This is a genomic window from Hydrogenispora ethanolica (assembly GCF_004340685.1).
Classification (GTDB): Bacteria; Bacillota; UBA4882; order UBA8346; family UBA8346; genus Hydrogenispora; species Hydrogenispora ethanolica.
The window spans coordinates 14,602-36,086 of record NZ_SLUN01000006.1; the positions used below are offsets into that span (position 1 = coordinate 14,602).

At 58.1% G+C, this 21,485-nt stretch carries 20 protein-coding genes; 18 read left to right on the plus strand and 2 right to left on the minus strand.

The window, feature by feature from the left end; all coding sequences use genetic code 11:
- The first annotated feature begins 265 nt into the window (after positions 1–265).
- The 13 genes from EDC14_RS06800 to EDC14_RS06860 all read left to right on the plus strand — a co-directional run bounded on the left by EDC14_RS06800 (position 266) and on the right by EDC14_RS06860 (position 12,174).
- Entirely contained in the window at positions 266–550 is a 285-nt protein-coding gene (locus EDC14_RS06800) for a hypothetical protein (RefSeq protein WP_132013518.1), read from the plus strand.
- Positions 551–754: 204 nt separating this feature from the next.
- Positions 755–2,026, plus strand: a complete 1,272-nt coding sequence (locus EDC14_RS06805) for a diaminopimelate decarboxylase family protein (protein WP_132013519.1) — start codon at positions 755–757, stop codon at positions 2,024–2,026.
- Positions 2,027–2,050: 24 nt separating this feature from the next.
- Positions 2,051–3,556: a glycine hydroxymethyltransferase gene (locus EDC14_RS06810; protein ID WP_132013520.1), complete on the plus strand. Its 1,506-nt coding sequence runs from the start codon at positions 2,051–2,053 to the stop codon at positions 3,554–3,556.
- Positions 3,557–4,291: 735 nt separating this feature from the next.
- Positions 4,292–4,999, plus strand: a complete 708-nt coding sequence (locus tag EDC14_RS06815) for a DUF2461 domain-containing protein (RefSeq protein WP_132013521.1) — start codon at positions 4,292–4,294, stop codon at positions 4,997–4,999.
- A gap of 39 nt (positions 5,000–5,038) precedes the next feature.
- Positions 5,039–5,629, plus strand: a complete 591-nt coding sequence (locus tag EDC14_RS06820; RefSeq protein ID WP_243662839.1) for a DJ-1/PfpI family protein — start codon at positions 5,039–5,041, stop codon at positions 5,627–5,629.
- Entirely contained in the window at positions 5,626–6,063 is a 438-nt protein-coding gene (locus tag EDC14_RS06825; RefSeq protein WP_132013523.1) for a GNAT family N-acetyltransferase, read from the plus strand. The genes EDC14_RS06820 and EDC14_RS06825 overlap by 4 nt, the downstream gene beginning before the upstream one ends.
- A 239-nt stretch (positions 6,064–6,302) precedes the next feature.
- On the plus strand, positions 6,303–6,998 hold the full coding sequence (locus EDC14_RS06830) for a winged helix-turn-helix domain-containing protein (protein ID WP_132013524.1): 696 nt from the start codon (positions 6,303–6,305) through the stop codon (positions 6,996–6,998).
- Positions 6,999–7,021: 23 nt separating this feature from the next.
- Positions 7,022–8,380, plus strand: coding sequence for a two-component system histidine kinase PnpS (pnpS, locus tag EDC14_RS06835; protein WP_165907853.1), 1,359 nt, complete (start codon positions 7,022–7,024; stop codon positions 8,378–8,380).
- Entirely contained in the window at positions 8,364–9,101 is a 738-nt protein-coding gene (locus EDC14_RS06840; protein WP_132013526.1) for a pseudouridine synthase, read from the plus strand. The genes pnpS and EDC14_RS06840 overlap by 17 nt, the downstream gene beginning before the upstream one ends.
- A 66-nt stretch (positions 9,102–9,167) precedes the next feature.
- A complete protein-coding gene (locus tag EDC14_RS06845; protein ID WP_132013527.1) occupies positions 9,168–9,575 on the plus strand; it encodes a hypothetical protein in 408 nt (135 codons plus the stop codon).
- 48 nt (positions 9,576–9,623) lie between these two features.
- Positions 9,624–10,667, plus strand: a complete 1,044-nt coding sequence (locus EDC14_RS06850) for a rod shape-determining protein (RefSeq protein ID WP_132013528.1) — start codon at positions 9,624–9,626, stop codon at positions 10,665–10,667.
- A 436-nt stretch (positions 10,668–11,103) separates the two neighbouring features.
- Positions 11,104–11,799 (plus strand): DUF881 domain-containing protein, encoded by a 696-nt coding sequence (locus EDC14_RS06855; RefSeq protein WP_132013529.1) that lies wholly within the window; start codon positions 11,104–11,106, stop codon positions 11,797–11,799.
- A gap of 3 nt (positions 11,800–11,802) precedes the next feature.
- Positions 11,803–12,174 carry a small basic family protein gene (locus EDC14_RS06860; protein ID WP_132013530.1) on the plus strand — a complete coding sequence of 124 codons (372 nt, stop codon included), beginning with the start codon at positions 11,803–11,805 and terminating at the stop codon, positions 12,172–12,174.
- Between the two features lie 72 nt (positions 12,175–12,246).
- On the opposite strand, the gene EDC14_RS06865 is transcribed toward EDC14_RS06860, so the two are convergent.
- Positions 12,247–13,248: a hypothetical protein gene (locus tag EDC14_RS06865; RefSeq protein WP_165907854.1), complete on the minus strand. Its 1,002-nt coding sequence runs from the start codon at positions 13,246–13,248 to the stop codon at positions 12,247–12,249.
- A 351-nt stretch (positions 13,249–13,599) separates the two neighbouring features.
- Here EDC14_RS06865 and EDC14_RS06870 point away from each other — a divergent pair, with 351 nt between their 5' ends.
- The 4 genes from EDC14_RS06870 to EDC14_RS06885 all read left to right on the plus strand — a co-directional run bounded on the left by EDC14_RS06870 (position 13,600) and on the right by EDC14_RS06885 (position 18,459).
- Positions 13,600–14,754, plus strand: coding sequence for a glycosyltransferase family 4 protein (locus EDC14_RS06870; RefSeq protein WP_132013532.1), 1,155 nt, complete (start codon positions 13,600–13,602; stop codon positions 14,752–14,754).
- Positions 14,755–14,757: 3 nt separating this feature from the next.
- The gene (locus EDC14_RS06875; protein ID WP_132013533.1) at positions 14,758–15,246 is read left to right on the plus strand and encodes a deoxycytidylate deaminase; all 489 of its coding nucleotides are present in this window, start codon (positions 14,758–14,760) and stop codon (positions 15,244–15,246) included.
- A 123-nt stretch (positions 15,247–15,369) separates the two neighbouring features.
- Positions 15,370–16,446, plus strand: a complete 1,077-nt coding sequence (locus EDC14_RS06880; protein ID WP_132013534.1) for an isocitrate/isopropylmalate dehydrogenase family protein — start codon at positions 15,370–15,372, stop codon at positions 16,444–16,446.
- A gap of 708 nt (positions 16,447–17,154) precedes the next feature.
- Positions 17,155–18,459: a carboxylesterase family protein gene (locus EDC14_RS06885; RefSeq protein WP_165907855.1), complete on the plus strand. Its 1,305-nt coding sequence runs from the start codon at positions 17,155–17,157 to the stop codon at positions 18,457–18,459.
- Between the two features lie 168 nt (positions 18,460–18,627).
- On the opposite strand, the gene EDC14_RS06890 is transcribed toward EDC14_RS06885, so the two are convergent.
- The gene (locus tag EDC14_RS06890) at positions 18,628–19,455 is read right to left on the minus strand and encodes a Cof-type HAD-IIB family hydrolase (RefSeq protein ID WP_132013536.1); all 828 of its coding nucleotides are present in this window, start codon (positions 19,453–19,455) and stop codon (positions 18,628–18,630) included.
- 246 nt (positions 19,456–19,701) lie between these two features.
- On the opposite strand from EDC14_RS06890, the gene EDC14_RS06895 reads away from it, so the two are divergent.
- Entirely contained in the window at positions 19,702–21,441 is a 1,740-nt protein-coding gene (locus EDC14_RS06895) for an ABC transporter ATP-binding protein (protein WP_132013537.1), read from the plus strand.
- Positions 21,442–21,485: the final 44 nt, after the last annotated feature.

Sequence of the window (21,485 nt, forward strand, 5' to 3'; positions counted from 1 at the left end):
ACAAAAAACCTTCTTACGCGCGCAAGGCATAAGAAGGTTAAAATTAGACAAACCGCTATTTTTCACCTTCCTAACCTCGCGGGGCTAGCTTTAAAGGATCCTCAATAAGATTATCAAAGAAACTTCGGGCTGTCAATGAGCAAAATGAAAAATGCCGGGAGGGGCGCGCCGCACGAAAGTTTGGATAGGCATGGACGACCTCGGGGAATCGTGGTATGATTATGGATAAAAATGAACAATTCGACATGCGGGGAAGTATTTTCAGATGAGCATCTTTGAGATTATCATGATGATCTGTTTCGGAATGGCCTGGCCTTTTTCAATCTATAAATCGCTGAAAACCCGCCAGACCGGCGGGAAAAGTTTAAGCTTCATGGTGATCGTCCTGGTCGGCTACGCGGCGGGAGTGGTCCATAAGCTGCTTTACAGCCAGGACCGGGTGATCTATTTATACCTTTTGAATGCGCTGATGGTCCTGGCCGACATTCTGCTCTATCTGCGGAACGAGCGGTGGCAGCGGAAGATCGCCAGTTTGAAGAGCAAAGTATGACATGTTTAGGAAACTGTTACTTTCGGCTATAGGAATTGCCGCGAGACTTCGCGAAGAAAAGATGTCAACTTATGCAGTTGCGTTCATGAGGTCGGTGACAGTACCCGGTTGTCCTTTCGTAATATTCGTCAGCCGGCAGGGACCGGAGCCGCGCCTGACGAGCGTGTATAAAAATTCATTTTTGTGATGAACGGAGGCTGGAACGTGACCGAGAAGAGATTGCCTTTTACCAAAGCACAGCTGGAGGAGATCATTGCTCAATATCCGACGCCGTTTCATATCTATGATGAGCGCGGCATCCGCGAAAACGCCCGGAAGCTGAACGAGGCCTTTGCCTGGGCGCCGGGATTCAAAGAGTATTTCGCGGTGAAGGCCACGCCCAATCCCTACATTTTGAAGCTTTGCCGCGAGGAAGGTTTCGGCGCCGACTGCAGCTCCCTGGCCGAGCTGATCCTGGCCGAACGGTCCGAAATCCGCGGCGAAAACATCATGTTCTCCTCCAACAACACCCCGGCCGACGAATATCAGAAGGCCCGCGAATTGGGAGCCATCATCAACCTGGATGATATCACCCACATTCCTTACCTCGAAAAAGAGGTGGGCCTGCCGGACCTGGTCTGCTGCCGCTACAATCCGGGACCGCTGCGGCAGGGCGGCAATGCCATCATCGGCCTTCCGGAAGAGGCCAAATACGGATTTACCAAGCAACAGCTGTTGGAGGGATATCGCTCCTTGCGGGACCGGGGCATCCACCGTTTCGGGTTACATACCATGGTCATCTCCAACGAGCTGGATCCCAACTACTTCGTGGAGACCGCCCGGATGCTCTTCGAAGTGGTCGTCGAGATTGCCCAGGCGCTGGGGATCCGCTTCGAGTTTGTGAATTTCGGCGGCGGGATCGGCATTCCGTACCGGCCGGAGCAGAACGAGGTGGATGTCAACTATATCTCCCGGGAGATCAAACGACTCTATGATGAGATGATCGTCCCCAGCGGGCTGCACCCCTTGAAACTCTTCCTGGAGAGCGGCCGCTATATCACCGGCCCGTACGGTTATCTCGTCACCAAGGCGATCCACCGCAAAGAGATTTATAAAAACTATATCGGCGTGGACGCCTGCATGGCCAATCTGATGCGGCCGGCGCTGTACGGGGCCTACCATCACATCACGGTCATGGGCAAAGAACACTTGCCCCACGATCAAACTTACGATGTCACTGGCTCGCTCTGCGAGAACAACGATAAATTCGCCATCGATCGCCAGCTGCCGAAGATCGAGAGCGGCGATATTCTGGTGATTCACGACACCGGCGCCCACGGGTACGCCATGGGCTTCAACTATAACGGCAAATTGCGCTCCGCCGAATTGCTCCTGAAGCCGGATGGGGCGGTGGAGCTGATCCGGCGCGCGGAGACGCTGGAGGATTACTTCGCCACCATCGATTTTACCAAACTGTACGAATTCAGCAAATGTTAACATATTAAAGGGGGAACAGTTGAGATGTCTTTAGCCGCGATTCAGGAATATCTGAAGCGGGTGGAACCGGAGCGGATCGACCCCGGCTTCCTGGCCTATCTGGCCAACCTGACCGAAGTCGCCAAGGTGGCCCCGGGGATTGCCCGTTCGATCGTCAAGGAGCTGCGGGACCAGCGGAGCAACCTGAAGCTGATCGCCAGCGAAAACTATTGCTCGCTTGCCACGCAGCTGGCCATGGGCAACCTCTTGACCGACAAGTACGCCGAGGGCTTTCCGGAGCACCGTTTCTACGCCGGCTGCGACAATGTGGATGACATCGAATCCTACGCCGCCGAGCAGGCCAAGCAACTCTTCGGCGCCGATCACGCCTATGTCCAGCCCCACAGCGGCGCCGACGCCAACCTGATCGCCTATTGGGCGATCCTGAGCGCCCGGGTGAAGACCCCGGCCCTGGGGGAGACCGACCCCTCCAAACTGTCGCGCGAGGATTGGAACAAACTCCGCCACGAGCTCGGGAATCAGCGTCTCTTGGGCATGGATTACTATTCCGGCGGCCATCTGACCCACGGCTACCGCCAGAACGTTTCGGCGCAGATGTTTGACGCCTACAGTTACGGCGTGAACCGCGAGACCGGACTGCTCGATTACGAGGCCATCGAAGCGCTGGCCCGGGAGATCAAGCCCCTCATTCTGCTGGCGGGCTACAGCGCCTATCCGCGGCCGATCAATTTCCGCCGCTTCCGGGAGATCGCCGACAAAGTCGGCGCGGTCTTCATGGTGGATATGGCCCATTTCGCCGGCCTGGTGGCGGGCGGCGTCTTCAGCGGCGATTTCAACCCGGTGGCCCACGCTCACGTGGTGACGACCACCACCCACAAGACGCTGCGCGGGCCCCGCGGTGGCCTGGTGCTCTGCTGCGCCGAGTTTGCCGAGCATGTGGATAAAGGCTGTCCGCTGGTGATCGGCGGTCCCCTGCCGCAGGTGATGGCGGCCAAGGCCATCGCCTTCACCGAGGCCAACCGGCCGGAGTTCAAGGACTACGCGCGCCGGATCGTTCAAAACGCCGCCGCCCTGGCGCAAGGCTGTATCGACGAGGGCCTGACGGTGGCCACCGGCGGCACCGACAACCACCTGCTGCTCATCAATGTGCACGGCCTGGGCCTGACCGGCCGCCAGGCCGAGAGCGCGCTGCGCGAGTGCGGCATGACCCTGAACCGGAATTCGCTGCCCTTCGATCCCAACGGCGCCTGGTACACCAGCGGCTTGCGGCTGGGCACCCCGGCTACCACCACGCTGGGCATGGCCGAGCCGGAGATGCGGGAGATCGCGGCCATCGTCAAACTGGTCCTGACCCATACCCGGCCGGAGACCATCGCCACCGGCGCCAACGCCGGGAAGCCGAGCAAGGCCAAGTATATGGTGGATCCGGCGGCTAAGGCCGAAGCCAAGGCGCGGGTCAAGGCGCTGCTGGACCGGTTCCCGGTCTATCCGCAGCTGGATCTGGAGCTGATGGAGCAGTATTTCGGGTAGCATGAACCGCTTCCGTCGGTGAAGCGTTCATGACTGTTGCCAAGTGATTCATCGGGCGGCGTCATGCCGCGCCGGAAAAAACGGCGCCCGTCTCTTCGTTGGAGACGGGCGTTTCTTAACAAAGCTTAGGACTTCATCCCTCCGGTATCCAATGGTTTGCAACATTTTTCCCGGCGACAGCCGCGCTTCGCAAGTTGTAAAAACGAAATTCCGGCACACTCCTCCAACGCGCGCGGCAAGTTGCTTTTTTGCCTATAATGATTATAATAAGAATAACAGATCCAGACGGTGCCAGATCTGTCAATGCCCAAAATAATAATCCATAACACAATGAATCTTGCGGCTGCGAAACGAAGATCGGAACGGCCCCGGATCGATCTTAAGCCATTCAAGTAAGATCTTGAATGATTCCCGATCGATCTTAAGCCATTCAAGTAAGATCTTGAATGATTCCCGATCGATCTTGAGCCATTCAAGTAAGATCTTGAGTGATTCCGGATCGATCTTGGGTCACTCAAGTAAGAGCTTGAATGATTCCAGATCGATCTTGAGTCATTCAAGTAAGATCTTGAGTGATTCCGGATCAATCTTGGGTTACTCAAGTAAGATCTGAAGCGGTTCCGGATCGATCGTGATCCACTCCAGTAAGAGGCGGAATGGTTCCTAAGCGGTCCGGAGTTCGCCAAGGGATGGGTCTTTTCGCGGCATTGCAAACGGCGAGAAAGGCGGCAGTTCATGGGTACGCAAGCGACGGCGAAGTTTGAAGGATTTTACCCGGAGACCCTGGAGTTTCTGCGGGAGGTGCGGGCCAACAATAGCAAGGCGTGGTTCGAGGAGCGCCGGCCCGAGTATGAGCGGGTGTTGCTCGAACCGATGCGGGCCCTGGTCGGGGAGTTGGGCGGCTTTATGCTGGCGGTGGATCCGCGGCTGGAGGTCAGGCCGGCGGTGGGCAAGACCATCTCGCGCATCTTCCGGGACACCCGGTTCTCCAAGGACAAGTCGCTCTTCCGCAGCAACATGTGGTGCTCTTTCCGGCGGGCGTTTCAGGAGTGGGAGGATACCCCCTCGTTCTTCTTTGAGATCAATCCGGACGAGTACTGCTACGGCATGGGCTTTTATCTGGCGTCCCGGCCGACGATGGCCGCCTTCCGCAAGCGGCTCGACACTCAACCGGAGCAGTTTCTGGAAGCCATCCGCCCGCTGGGCTCCGGCTATTTTGAGCTGGAGGGAGAGCAGTACCGGAAGCCGCTGGGCCCGGCCAAGCCGCCGGAGCTGGCCGCGTGGTATCAACGGAAGAATTTCTACCTGATCCGCTACGGCCGCCCTGGCGCGACGCTCTTCAGCGCGGAATTGGTCCGGGAATTGCTGGATGGTTTGGAACGGGCCGTGCCGCTCTACCATTATCTTTGGGAGACGGTCGCCGCCAGGGACGCCAGCGCCTAGAGCGGCCGCGGACCCGAGGCATGAGGGGAGGCTATCATGATGTTAAACGTGGGATTTTTTATCTTCGACCAAATGGAGCTGTTGGATTTCGCCGGACCCTACGAGGTCTTCGCGGTCACTTCGGAACTGAACGACGACGGGCTTTTTAAGCTCTTCTCCGTCTCCGGGGACGGCAAAGCGATTCAGACGGTTAACGGCTTGAAAGTCCTCCCCGATTACGGCTTCGGGGAACATCCCGCCATTGACCTGCTGGTGGTGCCGGGCGGGGTCGGCACCCGGGACGAGATGAATAAGCCGGCGGTGCTGGAGTGGCTCTCCGGCGCTCAGCGCCAGGCGCGTTACACCATGTCGGTCTGCTCCGGCGCCCGGCTGCTCGGCAAAATGGGGCTGCTGGACGGGGTCGAAGCCACCACCCATCATGAGGTCCTTCCCCACCTGCGGGAGATCGCCCCGCAGGCGATCATCCGGCCGGAGGCCCGGTTCATCGATAACGGCGCCATTCTGACCTCCGCCGGGATCTCGGCCGGAATCGACCTGGCGCTGTATCTGGTGGAGAAGCTTCATGGCGCGGAAATCGCCCGGAAGACCCGGATCTACATGGAGTACGGCAACTGGGAGGAACTGGTATGATCCGAACCGCCCGGCCGGAGGATGCGCCGGCCATCCAAGTCCTCTATGAGATACTCTGCCCGGGGCTGCCCGTCCGGGTACTGCCGGAGCGGATCGCCGCCATCGACACGGATCCCCGTAATTTCCTGCTCGTCGCCGAAGCCGCCGGCCGGGTGGTGGGGACCGCCTTTCTGACCGTCGCCTTGAGCCCGATGTTCGGGACCCAACCGTTCGGCGTCATCGAGTATCTGGTGGTCGATCCGGGAGCGCGCGGCCGAGGCGTCGGCGGCCGGTTGATGGAGCAGCTGCTGGATATCTGCAGGGCACAGCATTGCACCGCCGTGCTCCTGGCCAGCAGCGCCCACCGGACCCGGGCCCATGCCTTCTTCGTCCGGCACGGCTTTGACGGCGACGCCAAAAAAGGGTTTGTGAATTACCTTAACCGGAAATCCTAAGCGGGGCCGGCCGGTCAGCTCTGAAAATAAATTAGTAATTATTGGCGTTTTTCAACATTTGCTCATTTTTCTCACAATCGGAATGCTTTGTTGATCGGCGTTTGCAAAGTCGCGGCCGGCCTGATCGAGAAGAGATTGGTAATTCAAATTGTAAATTGGCACGAATTTTGTTGCCAACTATGGGCAGATTGGCGTTTTTTTGATATAATTATTGAAAACGTTCCACAGGAGGCGTCGTTATGCCGAACACCATCGCCATCATCGAGGATGAACAAAATATCGTCGAACTTGTCAAATATAATCTGGACCGCGAAGGTTACCGCACTATCTCCGCCAACACCGGCAAGAAAGGCCTGGATCTGGTCCATCAGGAACTGCCGGACCTGGTGATTCTGGACCTGATGCTGCCGGAGCTGGACGGAATCTCGGTCTGCAAGCAACTGCGGGCCGATCAGACCACCAAGTCGATTCCCATCATTATCCTGACCGCCAAGAGCGAAGAGGCGGACCGGGTATTGGGCCTGGAAATGGGCGCCGACGACTATGTTACCAAGCCGTTCTCCCCGCGGGAGCTGGTGGCCAGGGTCCGGGCGGTCCTGCGCCGCAGCGGCAACGTGGATGAGGATGAGCCGGAGATCATCGAGAACGGCGAGATCCGGATGGATCTCCGCCAGCATATCGTGAAAGTCCGGGGCGAGGAGATCGAGTTGACCCCGAAGGAATTCGATTTTCTGAAGCTCTTGTTGCTCAATCCGGGACGGGCCTTCACCCGCGAGTTCCTGCTCGAACATCTCTGGGGCTATGAATATTTCGGCGACACCCGGACGGTCGATGTCCATGTGCGCCGGCTCCGCCAGAAGATTGAGACCAACGCGGCCGATCCGATCTATTTGGAGACCGTGCGCGGCGTAGGATACCGGTTCCGGGGAGAATGACCATGCCCCGGATGCGCAGAGTCATGATACAGTTGGGGGGGTTTCTCCTCCTTCTTTTTTTGCCGTTTTTATTATCCGGCGTCATGCGCCGCAATTTTAACTTCGTCCTTTTCGGCCTGGTCTGGTTCGGCCTGGTCGGCTGGCTGATCTATCGCTGGCTGCGCAATCCGCTGAAGGATCTCCTGGATTACACCGAGAACCTGCGGCTGGGGATCCCCATCCGCAACCGGATCAGCCGGCGGGACGATATTTACGGGCAATTGGCCAAGGGCCTTGAGAAGCTGGAACGCTCCCATACCAGCCACCTTAGCACGCTGCACGGCCGGATGGAGGAGATACAGGCCATCCTGACCAGCATGTCCGAGGGGGTTATTGCCACGGACATCACCGGCCGGATCAGCCTGATCAACCCGGCCGCCGCCGAGCTGTTTCATCTCGGCCCCGGCGAGGGAGTGGGCGAGTTCCCCTACAAGGTCTTCCCCCGTTCCGAATTGGGAGAGATCTTTCATCAGGTCTACGTGAAAGGCTATCCCCAGGCCCTGGAGCTTACCTGGCCGGGCAGCCCGGAACGGGTGCTCAATCTGCACCTGGCGCCGATTCGCGGCGACGAGATTGAGGAGATCCGGGGCGTGGTCGCGGTCATCGGCGACATCACCAAGCTCCGCCAGCTGGAGTCGATGCGCAAGGATTTCGTGGCCAATGTCTCCCATGAGCTGAAGACTCCGCTCACCTCGATCAAAGGATTCATTGAAACCCTGATCGACGGGGCGATCGAGGATCGGGGCGCCGCCCAACGCTTCTTGGGGATCATTCACCAGGAGACCGAACGGCTGAATCATATCATCGCCGACCTGCTCGACCTCTCCAAGCTGGAGTCGGGCCGGACCGAACTGAATGTCAGCACCATCGACCTGGATGAGCTGGTGGCCGAGGTGGTCGACGCGGCGGAAAACCGGCTCCGCGCCAAAAATCTTGAATTAACGCTGGCGATCGAGGCCAAAGTAATCTCGGGCGATGAAGATCTGCTGCGCGAGGTGATCGTCAACCTGTTTGATAACGCGATGAAGTACACCCCGGAGGGCGGGGCCATCAAAATCGGCAGCGCCGAAGGGCCCGAGGGCGTGGAGGTCTACGTCGAAGACACCGGATTCGGCATACCCGAAGAGAGCCTGCCCCGGCTCTTTGAACGCTTTTACCGGGTGGACAAAGGCCGTTCCCGCGAAATGGGCGGCACCGGGTTGGGCCTTTCGATCGTGAAACACATTATCGAGCGGCATTGCGGCAAGGTCGCGGTCAGCAGCAAGCTGGGCCGGGGCAGCCGCTTCTCCTTCATCATTCCGCATCAATTCGACTGTGAGGAGTCCCATGGAACGGTTGAATAAATTTCTGGCTGCCGCGGGGCTGGCCTCGCGGCGGGGGGCCGATACGCTGATCGCGGCCGGACGGGTCAAAGTCAACGGCGCCGTGGTGCGGGAGTTGGGCACCCAGCTCGACCCGGCGGCCGACCGGGTCGAAGTCGACGGCCGGCCGGTAGTCCCGGCGCCGCAGTATGAATATTTGATTCTGCACAAGCCGCCGGGCTATCTGACTACGGTCAGCGACCCGTTTGACCGGCCCACGGTGATGAAACTGCTCCCTCATACCAAGACGCGCATATACCCGGTAGGCCGGCTGGACCTGGACACTTCCGGGTTATTATTTTTTACGAACGACGGCGCTCTCGCCCTGGCTCTGACCCACCCGCGCCATTGGATCGAGAAGGAATACCGGGCGCTGGTGGCGGGGGTTCCCTCCGCCGGCCAGCTGGAACAATTGCGCCGGGGCATCCGGCTGGAAGACGGGATGACGGCTCCGGCAAAAATTGCGATAGAACGGGTTGAAAATGGCAATGCTATGGTCAGGATTATTTTGCGGGAGGGCCGGAAACGCCAGGTCAAACGGATGCTGCAAGCCGTGGGCCATCCGGTGCGAACGCTGCAGCGGTTGCGGATGGGCCCGCTGTGCCTGGGAGAGCTCCAGCCCGGCCAGTATCGTCCGCCGACCCCGGAAGAGCTGGCGCAGTTACTGGAGCTCAAAGCGGAGCTGGGGCGGTCCGGCCGTTAGGGCCGGACGCTGAAGCGCGCCGGACCGGAGGGCGTTGGGGCCAACGCAAAGAAAGGAACAGAGCGCATGCCGGTCAAAGCGAAGATTCGATACGATTATAAAGCGGAGACTCAAGGGAGAAGGTTCTTCTGGCAACGCCACGATCCGTGCCAGGCGGCCAAGGAGATCCGGGCCCGCCAGATCGCACTCTTGAGAAACCTGCCTTTTCAGGGCCTTAATGTCACCGACCTTGACAGCAGCCAGGAAGTTTATGTCATGCCGGAGGCCGGAGGCCAACGCGAAGCGGCCTACGCGCCGGTGGAATTGACCGTCGAAGCGGAGTCGCTTGAAGATCTGATGCAGCTCACCCTGTGCGAGGAATTTCGCAAGATTAAAGTGGTCGAACCGTCGGAACTGCACTTATCCACCGGCGATGTCGAGCGGTTATTATTCAAAATGACCGCCGAGTACCGGGAGGAGTTAGATCTGGAATGAACAGCGCCGTTCTCCTCGAGCAAGACCTTCATGGAAAGTTGGGCGAACATGCCGGTTAAGTTTATCACCAGACATTTTTCCAAGGACCTCGGGATCGACCTTGGGACCGCCAACAGCCTGGTTTATGAGCGGAATAAAGGCATCATCATCCGGGAGCCGTCGGTGGTGGCGATCGCCAAAAGCACCAAAGAAGTCCTGGCGGTCGGCACCGAAGCCCGGCAGATGATCGGGCGGACACCCGGGGATATCGTGGCGATCCGGCCGCTGCGGGAGGGAGTCATCGCCGATTTTGACATTACCCGGGAGATGATCAGAAACCTGATCCGCAAGGCGTGCCGGGGCCGGATCTTTATCAAGCCGCGGGTGGTGATCAGCATTCCCTCGGGGACCACCGAGGTCGAGCGGCGGGCCGTGATCGAGGCCACGCTCCATGCCGGCGCCCGGGAAGTCTTCCTGATCGAGGAGCCGGTGGCCGCGGCCATCGGAGCGGGCCTGCCGGTTCATGAAGCGACCGGCAATATGATCATCGACATCGGCGGGGGCACGACGGATATCGCAGTCATTTCGCTGGGCGGCATCGTAACCGGCCAGGCGGTGCGGACCGGCGGCGATACGATGGACGACGCCATTGCCAAGTTCATCCGGAAGAGCTACAATCTGATGATCGGCGAACGGACCGCCGAAGATATCAAGATCTACCTCGGCTCCGCCTTTCCGCTGGACCAAGAGATCGAGTACGAGGTCCGGGGCAGGGATCACATTACCGGTTTGCCGAAAGTGATCGTCATCAATTCGGAAGAAGTGCGGCTCGCCTTGAAGGAACCGCTGGCCGCCATCATCAATGCGGTCCGTCAGACCATCGAGCGCACTCCGCCGGAACTGGTGGCGGACATCATGTTCAAAGATATCGTTCTGACCGGCGGCGGAGCGCTTTTGAAGGGACTGGACCGTTTGCTCGCCGCGGAGCTGGGAATGAACGTCAAGATAGCCGACGATCCGCTGAGCAGTGTGGCAGTGGGCACCGGGAAAACCCTGGAACACGTCAACCTGCTTTCACGGGTCCTGGTGGCCGCCAAGAAGGCCAGCTCCTAGGCAGGAGCTATCGCTGGATTCCGGCATCTTGCTCTACGACATTTTCCGGTATAACCTGCTTGGCGGCAGGTTTTTTTATGGCCGGGGAAATGACCGGCCCCGTTTTACGTTATTGAAAGTGATATAAAAGCCATGTGATAAAGTCCTCAAATTCGGAAATCACTCTTTCCAAGGATTAAAAATCGACTTTATCACTTGCTTCTCTGAGCTTTTGTGTCAACCCTGTCCTTCGGACTGGGTTTATCACAACGCTTTTAAACTTGCGACATATCCGCCGCCGCAAGTCGCATAAATTATGAAGGATGTTGCCCCCCCGGGAGCCGGGGCGTAAAAAGCCCTGGGCTGCCGCAGGACGCGCCATAAATTGTGAGGAACAGGAAAAAGGAGTTTCGCTCTTTGTGGTGAATATTTAGTCGTTTAGGAAGGAGCGTTGATTGTGATTTCTACCAATCGAAGTTGGCAATTGGGAGTGGGCATCGTCGCCATGGTCCTCGGTATGCTGCTGGTCTTTCAATTCCGTACCGAGTGGAAAATCCGTTCCACTCTGCCAACCCGGCAAATTAATGAGCTGGCGAAACTCTTCAGCACTCAAAAGCGGCAATTGGAAAAGTATGAGCAGGAGATCGCCGACTTGCGCAAGCAAGTGAAGGATTACGATCGCGACCGCGAGGTCACCCGGTTAAAGATGTCCGCCGGCCTGGTGCCGCTCTCCGGCAAAGGGGTGCGGATCGTGCTCAGCGATTCGGACAAGAAGTTGAAAGACTATGAAGATCCGGTCTTTTATATCGTGCATTACGACCAGCTGGAGTTGTTGGTCAACGAGTTGTGGGCCGCCGGGGCGGAGGCCATCTCCGTCAATAAAAACCGGATCGGCAGTACCACCGGGTTCAGTTGCGCCGGGACCACTATTTTGATCGATACCAAGCGGCTGGCTCCGCCGTATGTCGTGGAAGCCATCGGCGACCCCGAGAATCTGAAGAGCGCCTTGATGATGCCGGGCGGCTTCGTGGAGCAACAGATCCTCTCCTTCAATTTGAAGTTTTCGATCCAGCCCGAAGACGAATTGTTGATCCCCGCTTATAAGGGGAGCATCTCCTTTGAGCATGCCAAAATGGCCGAGGAGGGGGAATAATCGATGTTTGTGATCATCGGAGCCATTCTGGGGGTCCTGTTGGGACTGTTACTGCCTTATGATATTCCGGTCAATTGGGTTAAATATTCGGCCATCGCCATTCTGGCGGCGCTCGATGCCATCTTCGGGGGCCTGCGGGCCCAATTGGAGCGGAAGTTCTCGCTGAACCAGTTCATCAGCAGCTTCTTTACCAATACCGCCTTGGCGGCCTTGCTGGCCTATCTCGGCGATATTCTCGGAGTGGATATTTATGTGGGAGCGGTGGTGGCTTTCAGCATTCGGCTCTTCCAAAACCTCTCCATGATCCGCCGCGCCATCTTCGACAGATTCCAGTGGCATAACGGCCTGGACAATCAGCACGGCAAGGACGTCTGAAAAAATCTTTTTCCCAAATATCAGCAATCAAAAAAGGCGGACCGTGGGCCCGCCTTTCGCTTGCAATTCTTTTTATTCGACGTGATAGATGAAATAATTCCGGATCTCCGGCCGGGGCATGGGCTGCACGTCCAGCATCAGGCGCTCGGCGCCGCTCGTCGCTTGCACCGCCACGCTCTGATCCGGCGGGACGCTGGCGTAGCCCGCGGTCATGGCTGCGGCCAGGTTGAGCAATCGCTCGTCGCGGGGGCCGACATACAGGGTGACCGGGCCGGCGACATCGGGGGCTTCCAACAGATAGTCCTGGGGTTGTGCCAGATTGCGAAGCTGTTCGTTTTCGGCCTCGTCCTTGCCGATGAAAATCTTCACCTCCGGCGAAAGGCGCAGCTGCCGACCGAAACGGAGCAGGTTGACCGAACGCAGGTCCAGCCGGCCGTTGTGCCGGATCAGGTCTTTGATCTTCTGGCTGTACTCCTCATACGTCAAGAGACAGCCCCCGGCCGGGCAGGGATAATCCAGGCCGTAGCCCTCGGCCAGATCCATCTGCTGCCGCCGGCCCCGGCCCTTGATGTCCAAAAGCCGCTGCCGGTCGATCCAACCCTGCTCTTCGGGGATGGTCGGGCGCAGGTGTTTGGCGGAGAGCGGCCGCAGGATGTAGCCCCGTAATCCCGAATCGCGCTCCACGATATCCAGGGCGTCTTTCCGTTGCGAATTGGGGCGTTGATCGACGACTTCCCCGGTCACCAGGAAAGAAGCGCCGATCTCGTCCATCTTCTGTTTGGCCAATTGAAACTTGTGAATCCGGCAGTCAAGGCAGGGATTCATCCGCCGGCCGTAGCCGTGGGGCGGGTTTTCCACCAAGCGCAGATAATCCTCGCCGCAACCCTGATAATGAAGCTTGATGCCGAGCTGGCTGGCGGCGCTGGCCGCCGCCCCGCAACCGCCCGCCGCCCCCGAACAGCGGCAGAACGGACTGGTAAAATTGATCGCCTCTACCTCGATGCCGGCCTCCTGGACAGTCTTCACCGCCAGCATGCTGTCCAATCCTCCGGATAATAAAGCCAATGCTTTCATCAGTATAGCCTCCGTTAAAGTTTGGTCTTGCTTCGCTCGCCACAAAACATTTCCCATCCCAAGCCGGAATGGGAAAAGGAATCCGATTTTGAATTGGAAAACGGTTTTAAATCTTTTCGCGCGCCGACCGGCATAAAAAACTTGCCCCCGGGCGCCGGTTTCCTGGATGAATGCTCTGATATGAGTTTAATATAGGGAGATCTTTTTGTCAATTGAGCGGGCTCTCGGATTTGGCTGCCAAAAACGGCAGGTTTTTCAGGAGGAAACGCGAATATTAAAGCGGTAATCGAATGGATCTCCGGGCCTGCGGTCGGCTCGGATGCGATGGAGGCGTCGTAAGGAGGTTTCATTTTGCAGATCGGGATTTTTACCAATTGTTACAAACCGCTGGTCAATGGAGTCGTCGGCGCGGTGACCCTGCTGCGGAAGGGTTTTCTGGAGGCCGGACACCAGGTCTATATTTTTACCCCGGCCTACGATCATTTCCGGGACGAGGAGGACGGGATCTTCCGCTATCCGGCGGTCGATCTGACGACCAAGGTCAAATACCCGGTGGCCATTCCCTGGTCGCCCCGGATCAGCCGGCAATTGGCCGGCTTGCGGCTGGATATCGTCCACAGCCACCATCCTTTCGTGCTGGGGCCGCTGGCCCGGCGGGTGGCCCGGCGGAAGGGGATTCCGGCGGTCTACACCTTTCACACCCAGTACGACCAGTACACTCATTATGTGCCGCTCCCCGCGGAGCTGGTCAAGTGGAGCGCCAAGCGGCAGGTGCGCCGTTTCGCGAAGACGGTGGACGGCATCACCACTCCGGCGGAGTCGGCCCGCCAGATCTTGATCGGCTATGGGGTGGACCGGCCGATCGCAGTGATCCCCAATCCGACCGACCTGAGCAAGTTCCAATCCGGCGACGGCCGGAAGATCCGGGAACAGTACGGCTTGGGCGGGGAGAAGCTGTTGGTGAATATCGGCCGGGTCGCGCCGGAGAAGAACCTCAGCCTGCTCCTGGCGGCCTTTCAGCGGATGATCGCCCAGGCGCCGCAGGGGACCTTAAAACTGATGATCGTCGGCGACGGCCCGGCGCTGCAACCCCTGATCCGCGAGGCGGAGGAGCGCGGCCTGGGCGACCGGGTGATCTTCACCGGAATGGTCCATCCCGACGCGATCCCCGATTATCTGGCCGCCGCCGACCTGTTTGTGATGACCTCGACCTCGGAGGTGAAGCCGATGGCCCAATTGGAGGCCTTGGCCGCCGGGGTGCCGATCGTGGCGGTGGCCGCGGCCGGCGCCAACGATACTATCGAGCATGACCGGAACGGCTTGCTGACGCCGGAGGATGCCGAGGCCTTCGCCGCCGCCGTGGTCGGACTGGCCTATGACGAATGGAAATACCGGTCGTTCGGGAAGGCGGCGCAGCGCACCGCCGACGCTTACTCCTACCGGCGCATCGCCGGAGAGTATCTGGAGACGTTCGGCCGGTTGATTCACGATATGAAGAGGTGTTAGGGAATGAGACCATCCAAGGAAGAGTATTATCTGAACATCGCTTCGCAGGTAGCGGAGCGCGGCACCTGCCTGCGGCGGAAATTCGGCGCGGTCATCGTCAATAACGATCAGATCATCAGCACCGGGTATGTGGGCGCGCCGCGCGGCACCATCAACTGCTGCGACCTGGAGCGCTGTCCCCGGGAGGCGGCGGGCATTCCGCCGGGGGAACGCTACGAACTCTGCCGCTCGGTCCATGCCGAGGCCAACGCGATCATTCACGCCGACCGGCTGGAGATGATCGGCGCTACTCTCTACCTGGCCTGCATCGACGCGAAGACCGGGGAATTCACTCCGGGCACCAAGCCCTGCCGGATGTGCACCCGGCTGATCATCAACGCCGGAATCGAAAAGGTGGTCGTCCGCGAGGCGGCCGGCCGCTGTACCGAGTATCTGGTGGCCAACTGGGTCTGGGAGGAGAATCTGAATCTCTCCGACGCCAGGGGTTATTGACGTATTCTGTATTCATGCCGCCGCCGGCAGGACTTTGGCGTTCGGCCTGCGAATCTCTGACAAGTTGAGTTTCTTTTGGTCTTGCGAACCAAGACAGTCCATATTGGAAGGAGCGAGTTGGTTTTGGCTTACACAATTACTTTGATTCCCGGAGACGGCACCGGTCCGGAATTGGCCGCCGCCGCGCGGCGCGTGATCGACGCGACGGGCGTGGCTATCGATTGGGAGGTGCTCGACGCCGGGGTGGATGTGATGGAGCAGTACGGCACACCCCTGCCGGATCATGTATTGGAGTCGATCCGTCGTAACAAGGTCGCGCTCAAAGGGCCGATCACCACGCCGATCGGCACCGGGTTCCGGAGCGTCAACGTGGCACTCCGGCACGCGCTGGATCTCTATGCCTGCGTTCGTCCGTGCAAATCCTATCCGGGAGTCCGTTCCCGGTACCAAAATATCGATCTGGTGGTAGTCCGCGAGAATAGCGAAGATCTGTACGCCGGGATCGAATTTGATCTGAACACGCCGGAGGCCGGGCAGATCATTGCCCTGGGCAAGGGCAAGATCCGCCCGGATTCGGCCATCTCGGTGAAGCCGTTGTCGGTGAGCGGCTGCCGCCGCATCATCCAGTACGCCTTCGATTACGCCGTGCGGAACGGCCGGAAGAAAGTGACCGCGGTGGCCAAGGCCAACATCATGAAGTTCACCGACGGCTTATTCTACCGGGTGGGCCGGGAACTCGCCAAGGAGTACGAGGGCCGGGTGGCCTACGAGGAAGTGCTGGTCGACGCCATGTGCATGCAGCTGGTGCAGCGGCCCGAGGCCTATGACGTGCTGGTCCTGCCCAACCTGTACGGCGATATCCTCTCCGATCTCTGCGCCGGCCTGGTCGGCGGCCTGGGCGTGGCGCCCGGAGCCAACATCGGCGACGGCGTGGCCCTCTTCGAGCCGACCCACGGTTCGGCTCCCAAGTACAAGGGCATGAACAAGGTCAATCCGACCGCGCTGATCCTCTCCGGGATGCTGATGCTCCGGCACATCGGCGAGGGAGCGGCTGCCGACCGCCTGGAGCAGGCGGTGGCGGCGGTGATCGGCGAGAATAAGGCGGTCACCTACGATATGAAGGCCGACCGGAACGACCCGACCGCCGTCGGGACCAGCCAGATGGCGGACGCGATCATCGAAAAACTGAACACCTTATAGGCGCGGCCCCCGATCCGGGCGGCGTCCCCATGAACGGCCAAAGGCCCCTCGCTGGAGGGGCCTTTTTGACTGGAACGGGAGCGGCACGGAACGGTTCCTCCCCACGCCAAGCGGTTCGTTTTTCCTTTCGGAAACAGGCCCAAGGTCCCGGAGGAGATTCCCTCTGGAACCGGCCGGGTTGTTTTGCTACCGGATTTGCCGGCCCAGCGGCTGTGCATGGATGCTTAGCAGCCGGGCAGTTCGTTCCAGTCACCGGGCGATCTCGCGCAGCCACTGAGCAGGCTTGCGCGATCACTGAGTCAGTTCGCATGGCAACCGGGCAGAGCCGCACGGCAATGGAGCAACCTTGCACAGTTACTGAGCGGGCTCGCGCAGTCACTGTACAAGTTGGCGCGGTAACCGGGCAAGTTCGCACCGTAATTGAGCGGGCTCGCGCCGAAACCGGGCAAAATCATTCGGGAGCTGAGCCGGTTCGTTTTGCAACTGAAGGAAAATCCCGCGGGCGAACGAGAGGCTGCATGGTAAATAAGTTCAGTTTCAGCCCTCTTCCTTCGGTAATTGAGCCACTGTATGAACATCAAAATAAATTCATGCTTTTTCGATAAAATTCAATGTTGACGGCTGGATCATTCGCGGTATGATTGAAAGGGGTTTCCGCGGATCGCGGCTGCGGCCGGTTCAATGGCTTTACAGAACAGGGGGGTTACGATGAAAGCGCTGAAATCATTCGCTTTGCTTATCCTGCTCATGGCCGGGGTAGCCTTGTTCCCCGCAATGGCGGCGCAGGAACCGGCGTTGGATTTGCCCAACGGCTGGAGCCATTTGGTGATCAACGATTTTGACCGGGTTCATTCGCCGCTGGCGGGAGATCCATACCAGTATCTGATCTTCGGAAATATAGCGACCGAGCCGCCGGCGCCCGGTCTGCCCGAGGATCTGGCGGTCTTCGCGGGGCGTTGGGAAGGAGTGGACATCAGTCCGCCGGTAAAAAACGACCTCAAAATGGTGCTGGTGATCCGCAAGATTACCGCGGCAGGCGGCGAAGGAGTATTATGGGGCGGAGCCAACTTGCAATATCCCATGGATGTCAAGCAATTTCACTTCAACGTCGTCCGGGATGAAGAAGTAGCCATCGAGAGCAAGACTTGGGAGGCAGGAAACGCGGGAACCCTCCGTTTCTCCTACGACCCGGCCAGCCGCTGTCTCCGGGGAGGATTCAAAGCTCCCGGCTCCGGCAGATTCGCCCGGGAGATCATCCTCAGCCGGAAGCGCTCGTTTACCGTCTGCAAAGATTATCCTGCCTATTTGGAGGGCAAACATATTTATGCCAGAGCGTTCAGGGATACTGGCCTGGCCGGGTATGGCCGGGACTATCTCGTCTATCTGCCTAGGGAGTATGAGGCGTCTCCCGGCCGGCGCTGGCCGCTGCTGTTCTTTTTGTGCGGAACCGGGGACAGAGGCGACAATGTCTTCTTGCTCGCCAAGGCCAGTCCCTACCGGTTCATCCGCGAACGGGCCGATCTGCCTTTCATCATTGTGGCCCCGTCGCTCCGCGACTGCGCCGGATTCCGCTCCTTCCCAGTACCTTACCTGGAAGGGGCGTTGCGGGAGATCCTGGCCGATTACCGGGTGGACCGCACGCGGATCTATCTAACCGGAATCAGCATGGGCGGCGAGGCTGTATATCGCCTGGCGTTGCATCATCCGGAGACCTTCGCGGCGATCGCGCCATTAGCGGCGGCTCTCCCGGGTCATATCCCCGGATTTGAGCGGGAAAACGCAACGATTAAGGATATTCCGCTGAACCGCTTAAAAAACCTTCCGATATGGGCAATCCATGGCGCCGACGATCAGCTGGTTCCCTTGTCCGCAGCCCGAAGTACGGTAGCGGAATTGAAAAAAGCCGGAGTGCCGATCAATTTTTCGGTATTGTCCGATCATGATCATGATGTTTGGACGGATACGTATGGGGATCCGGATTTTTATCAATGGTTTTTGAAATATAAAAAATAAAGCAGCCTTGCATAATGACCCCGTAAGATTGATGCGACGGTCCTTTGAACCCTGAAGGATACGACCTGCGCGATCTGCGGTTCTGGCATTTTTACCGGCAATTCTGACGGGACATCTCGCGGCAGGCCTTTCATCATCAAAACATGAAAACGTGGGGATGTCAGAAGTTCAAGGACGGGAAATTTGCGGAAGGTATTTTTGAATCGCCGCGGCCACACCCTCTTCATCATTTGAAAGGGTTACCTCGGCGGCCGAAAGTTTCACCGGGTCGGGCGCATTGCCCATCGCAATGCCTAGGCCGGCGAACTTCAGCATATCCAGATCATTATAGTTATCGCCGATGGCCATGATCTCGAAGCGATGGATCGCGAGCCTCCTGCATAAAAATTCAATGGCCGAAGTTTTCGAGGCATTTTTCGCCATGATCTCCAAATAGGTGGGCTTTGAAGGATAGATATTTAAATTGTCGGAAAAATGGCTTTTGAGCCTCCTTTCCAATCGATGGATTGCGCCGGGCTCCGCCATATATAAAATTTTATTCGGTCCGGTATTTTCTTCTCCCCAGCGCTGCAACAACTCCCTGAACTTCATGATGCTTGGAGAGATATTCGTGATTGCACTCTCCTGTTCCGCCCATTCATCGCTCTCCTCGACGAACCATTCATCCCCTCCGTAGAGACTCATATGCGCACCGACCGTCCGCGCCAAATCATAAGCTTGTTGCACCTGTGAAAGTGTTATCGTTTGGTTGAATAAAATGCCAGTTTCATGGTCCATCACCAAAGCGCCGCTGTAACAGATAATGGGTTGGCTGATATTCAGTTCCCGCTGTAAAAACCGGATTCCTTTCGGCATTCTTGCCGAAACCAGGATGACGGGAGCTTGTTTTTCATTGACGACCCGTTGAATGATGGCTTTGGTGCTGGGAGAGATTTGATGCTGAGAATTGAGCAATGTTCCATCAATGTCCAAACAGATCAGCTTGAATTGTTTCATGCTCTTCCCTCCCGGCAGGACTCAATGTTATAGTAGAGAATTGCATAATACTCATAGAATATTGTATCATCGCCAACCAACATTTTGAAACAATAAAAGAAATTTCATGGGATAGGGTTTACTTGCTACGGCGGTTAAATCTTTATAAAAACCAATTTGGACCGGGTTTATGATAAAATAGAATTACATTGGAAAACATTGTCCAAAGGATGATGTTTCCCTAGCTCAATCTTCTGGAGGTCTGGCATGTCGATTCTCAAAAAATTCATTCACTATTATAAGCCGTATCGCGGGCTGTTTTACACCGATATGTTTTGCGCATTGGTCGTATCAGCGATCGACCTCGCGTTTCCCCAGATCCTGAATTACTTGACCCGGGATCTTTTTACCCGCGGCCCGGCGGAGATCGTGAGCCGGCTGGGATGGATCGGCGCGGGGTTGATCGTCATGTACCTGATCCGTTTCGGCGGCCAATACTACATCACCTCCTGGGGGCACGTGATGGGCGCCCGTATGGAGAGCGACATGCGGCAGGACCTGTTCGACCAGTATCAGCGGTTCTCATTCTCTTACTACGATCGGAACAATACCGGCGAGATGATGTCCAAGCTGGTCTCGGATCTGTTCGACATCTCCGAGCTGGCCCATCACGGGCCGGAGAACATCTTCATCTCGGCGCTGAAGATCTTCGGTTCGTTCGCCCTGCTCTTGATGATCAATGTCCAAATGACCCTGATCCTTTTCGTCATCACGATGCTGATGGTAGGATTCAGTTTTCAGCAAAACCGCAAAATGCGAACAGTCTTCATGGAGAACCGCAAGAAGATCGCCAAAGTCAACTCCCGCGTTCAGGACAGCCTCTCCGGCATCCGGGTGGTCAAGTCCTTTGCCAACGAGGACTTGGAACGCCAGAAATTCTGCGGCAGCAACCTGGAGTTTCTGGACACCAAGGAAGACAGCTACCGAATCATGGGCAGCTTTCACGCGGGGAACGCCTTATTCCAGGGCTTGCTCTATACCACGGTCCTGGTAAGCGGGGGTTTTTTCATCGCCCAGGGCACGCTGCGCGTCACCGACCTGGCGGTATACGCCCTGTATATCGGGATCTTCATGAACCCCATCGATGTCTTGATCAACTTTACGGAACAGTTTCAAAAGGGCTATTCCGGTTTTAAGCGCTTCATGGAGGTCGTCACGACCGAGCCGGAGATCGCCGATAAGGAGGGCGCCGCGCCCTTGGCCGAAGTGCGGGGCGAACTCAGCTACCGGGATGTTTCCTTCCAGTATGATGAATCCGCCGAGGTGCTGAACGAGGTGAACCTCAGCATTGCGGCGGGCCAGACCGTGGCGCTGGTCGGCCCTTCGGGCGGCGGGAAGACTACCCTCTGTTCGCTGTTGCCCCGTTTTTACGACGTAACCGGCGGCGCGGTGCTCATCGACGGCCAGGATGTGCGGGACGTCACCCTGAAATCGCTCCGCCGCGCCATCGGCATTGTCCAGCAGGACGTCTACATGTTCGCGGGCACGATCCGCGAGAATATCGCCTATGGCAAACCGGACGCCGGCGAAGCGGAGATCATCGAGGCCGCCAAGAACGCCAATATCCATGACTTCATCATGAGTCTCCCGGACGGCTACGACAGTTATGTCGGCGAGCGCGGCACTCGCCTCTCCGGCGGCCAGAAGCAGCGTCTGGCGATAGCCCGCGTCTTTTTAAAGAATCCCCGGATCCTGATCCTGGACGAAGCCACCTCGGCCCTGGACAATGAGAGCGAGCGCTACATCCAGGCTTCGCTGGAGCGGCTGTCGCGCGGCCGCACCACCATCGTGGTGGCGCACCGGCTGAGCACCATCCGCAATGCCGACGAGATCATAGTGATCAGCCGGGGCGGCATCGCCGAACGCGGCACCCATGAAGCGCTGCTGGCCCGGAACGGACTCTACGCCAAATACTACAATATGCAGTTCGAAGGGTTGGAAGAGTGAAGCGGGGCGAGGGTGGCCGGCCCTGAACGGCCTCGTCGGCTTAA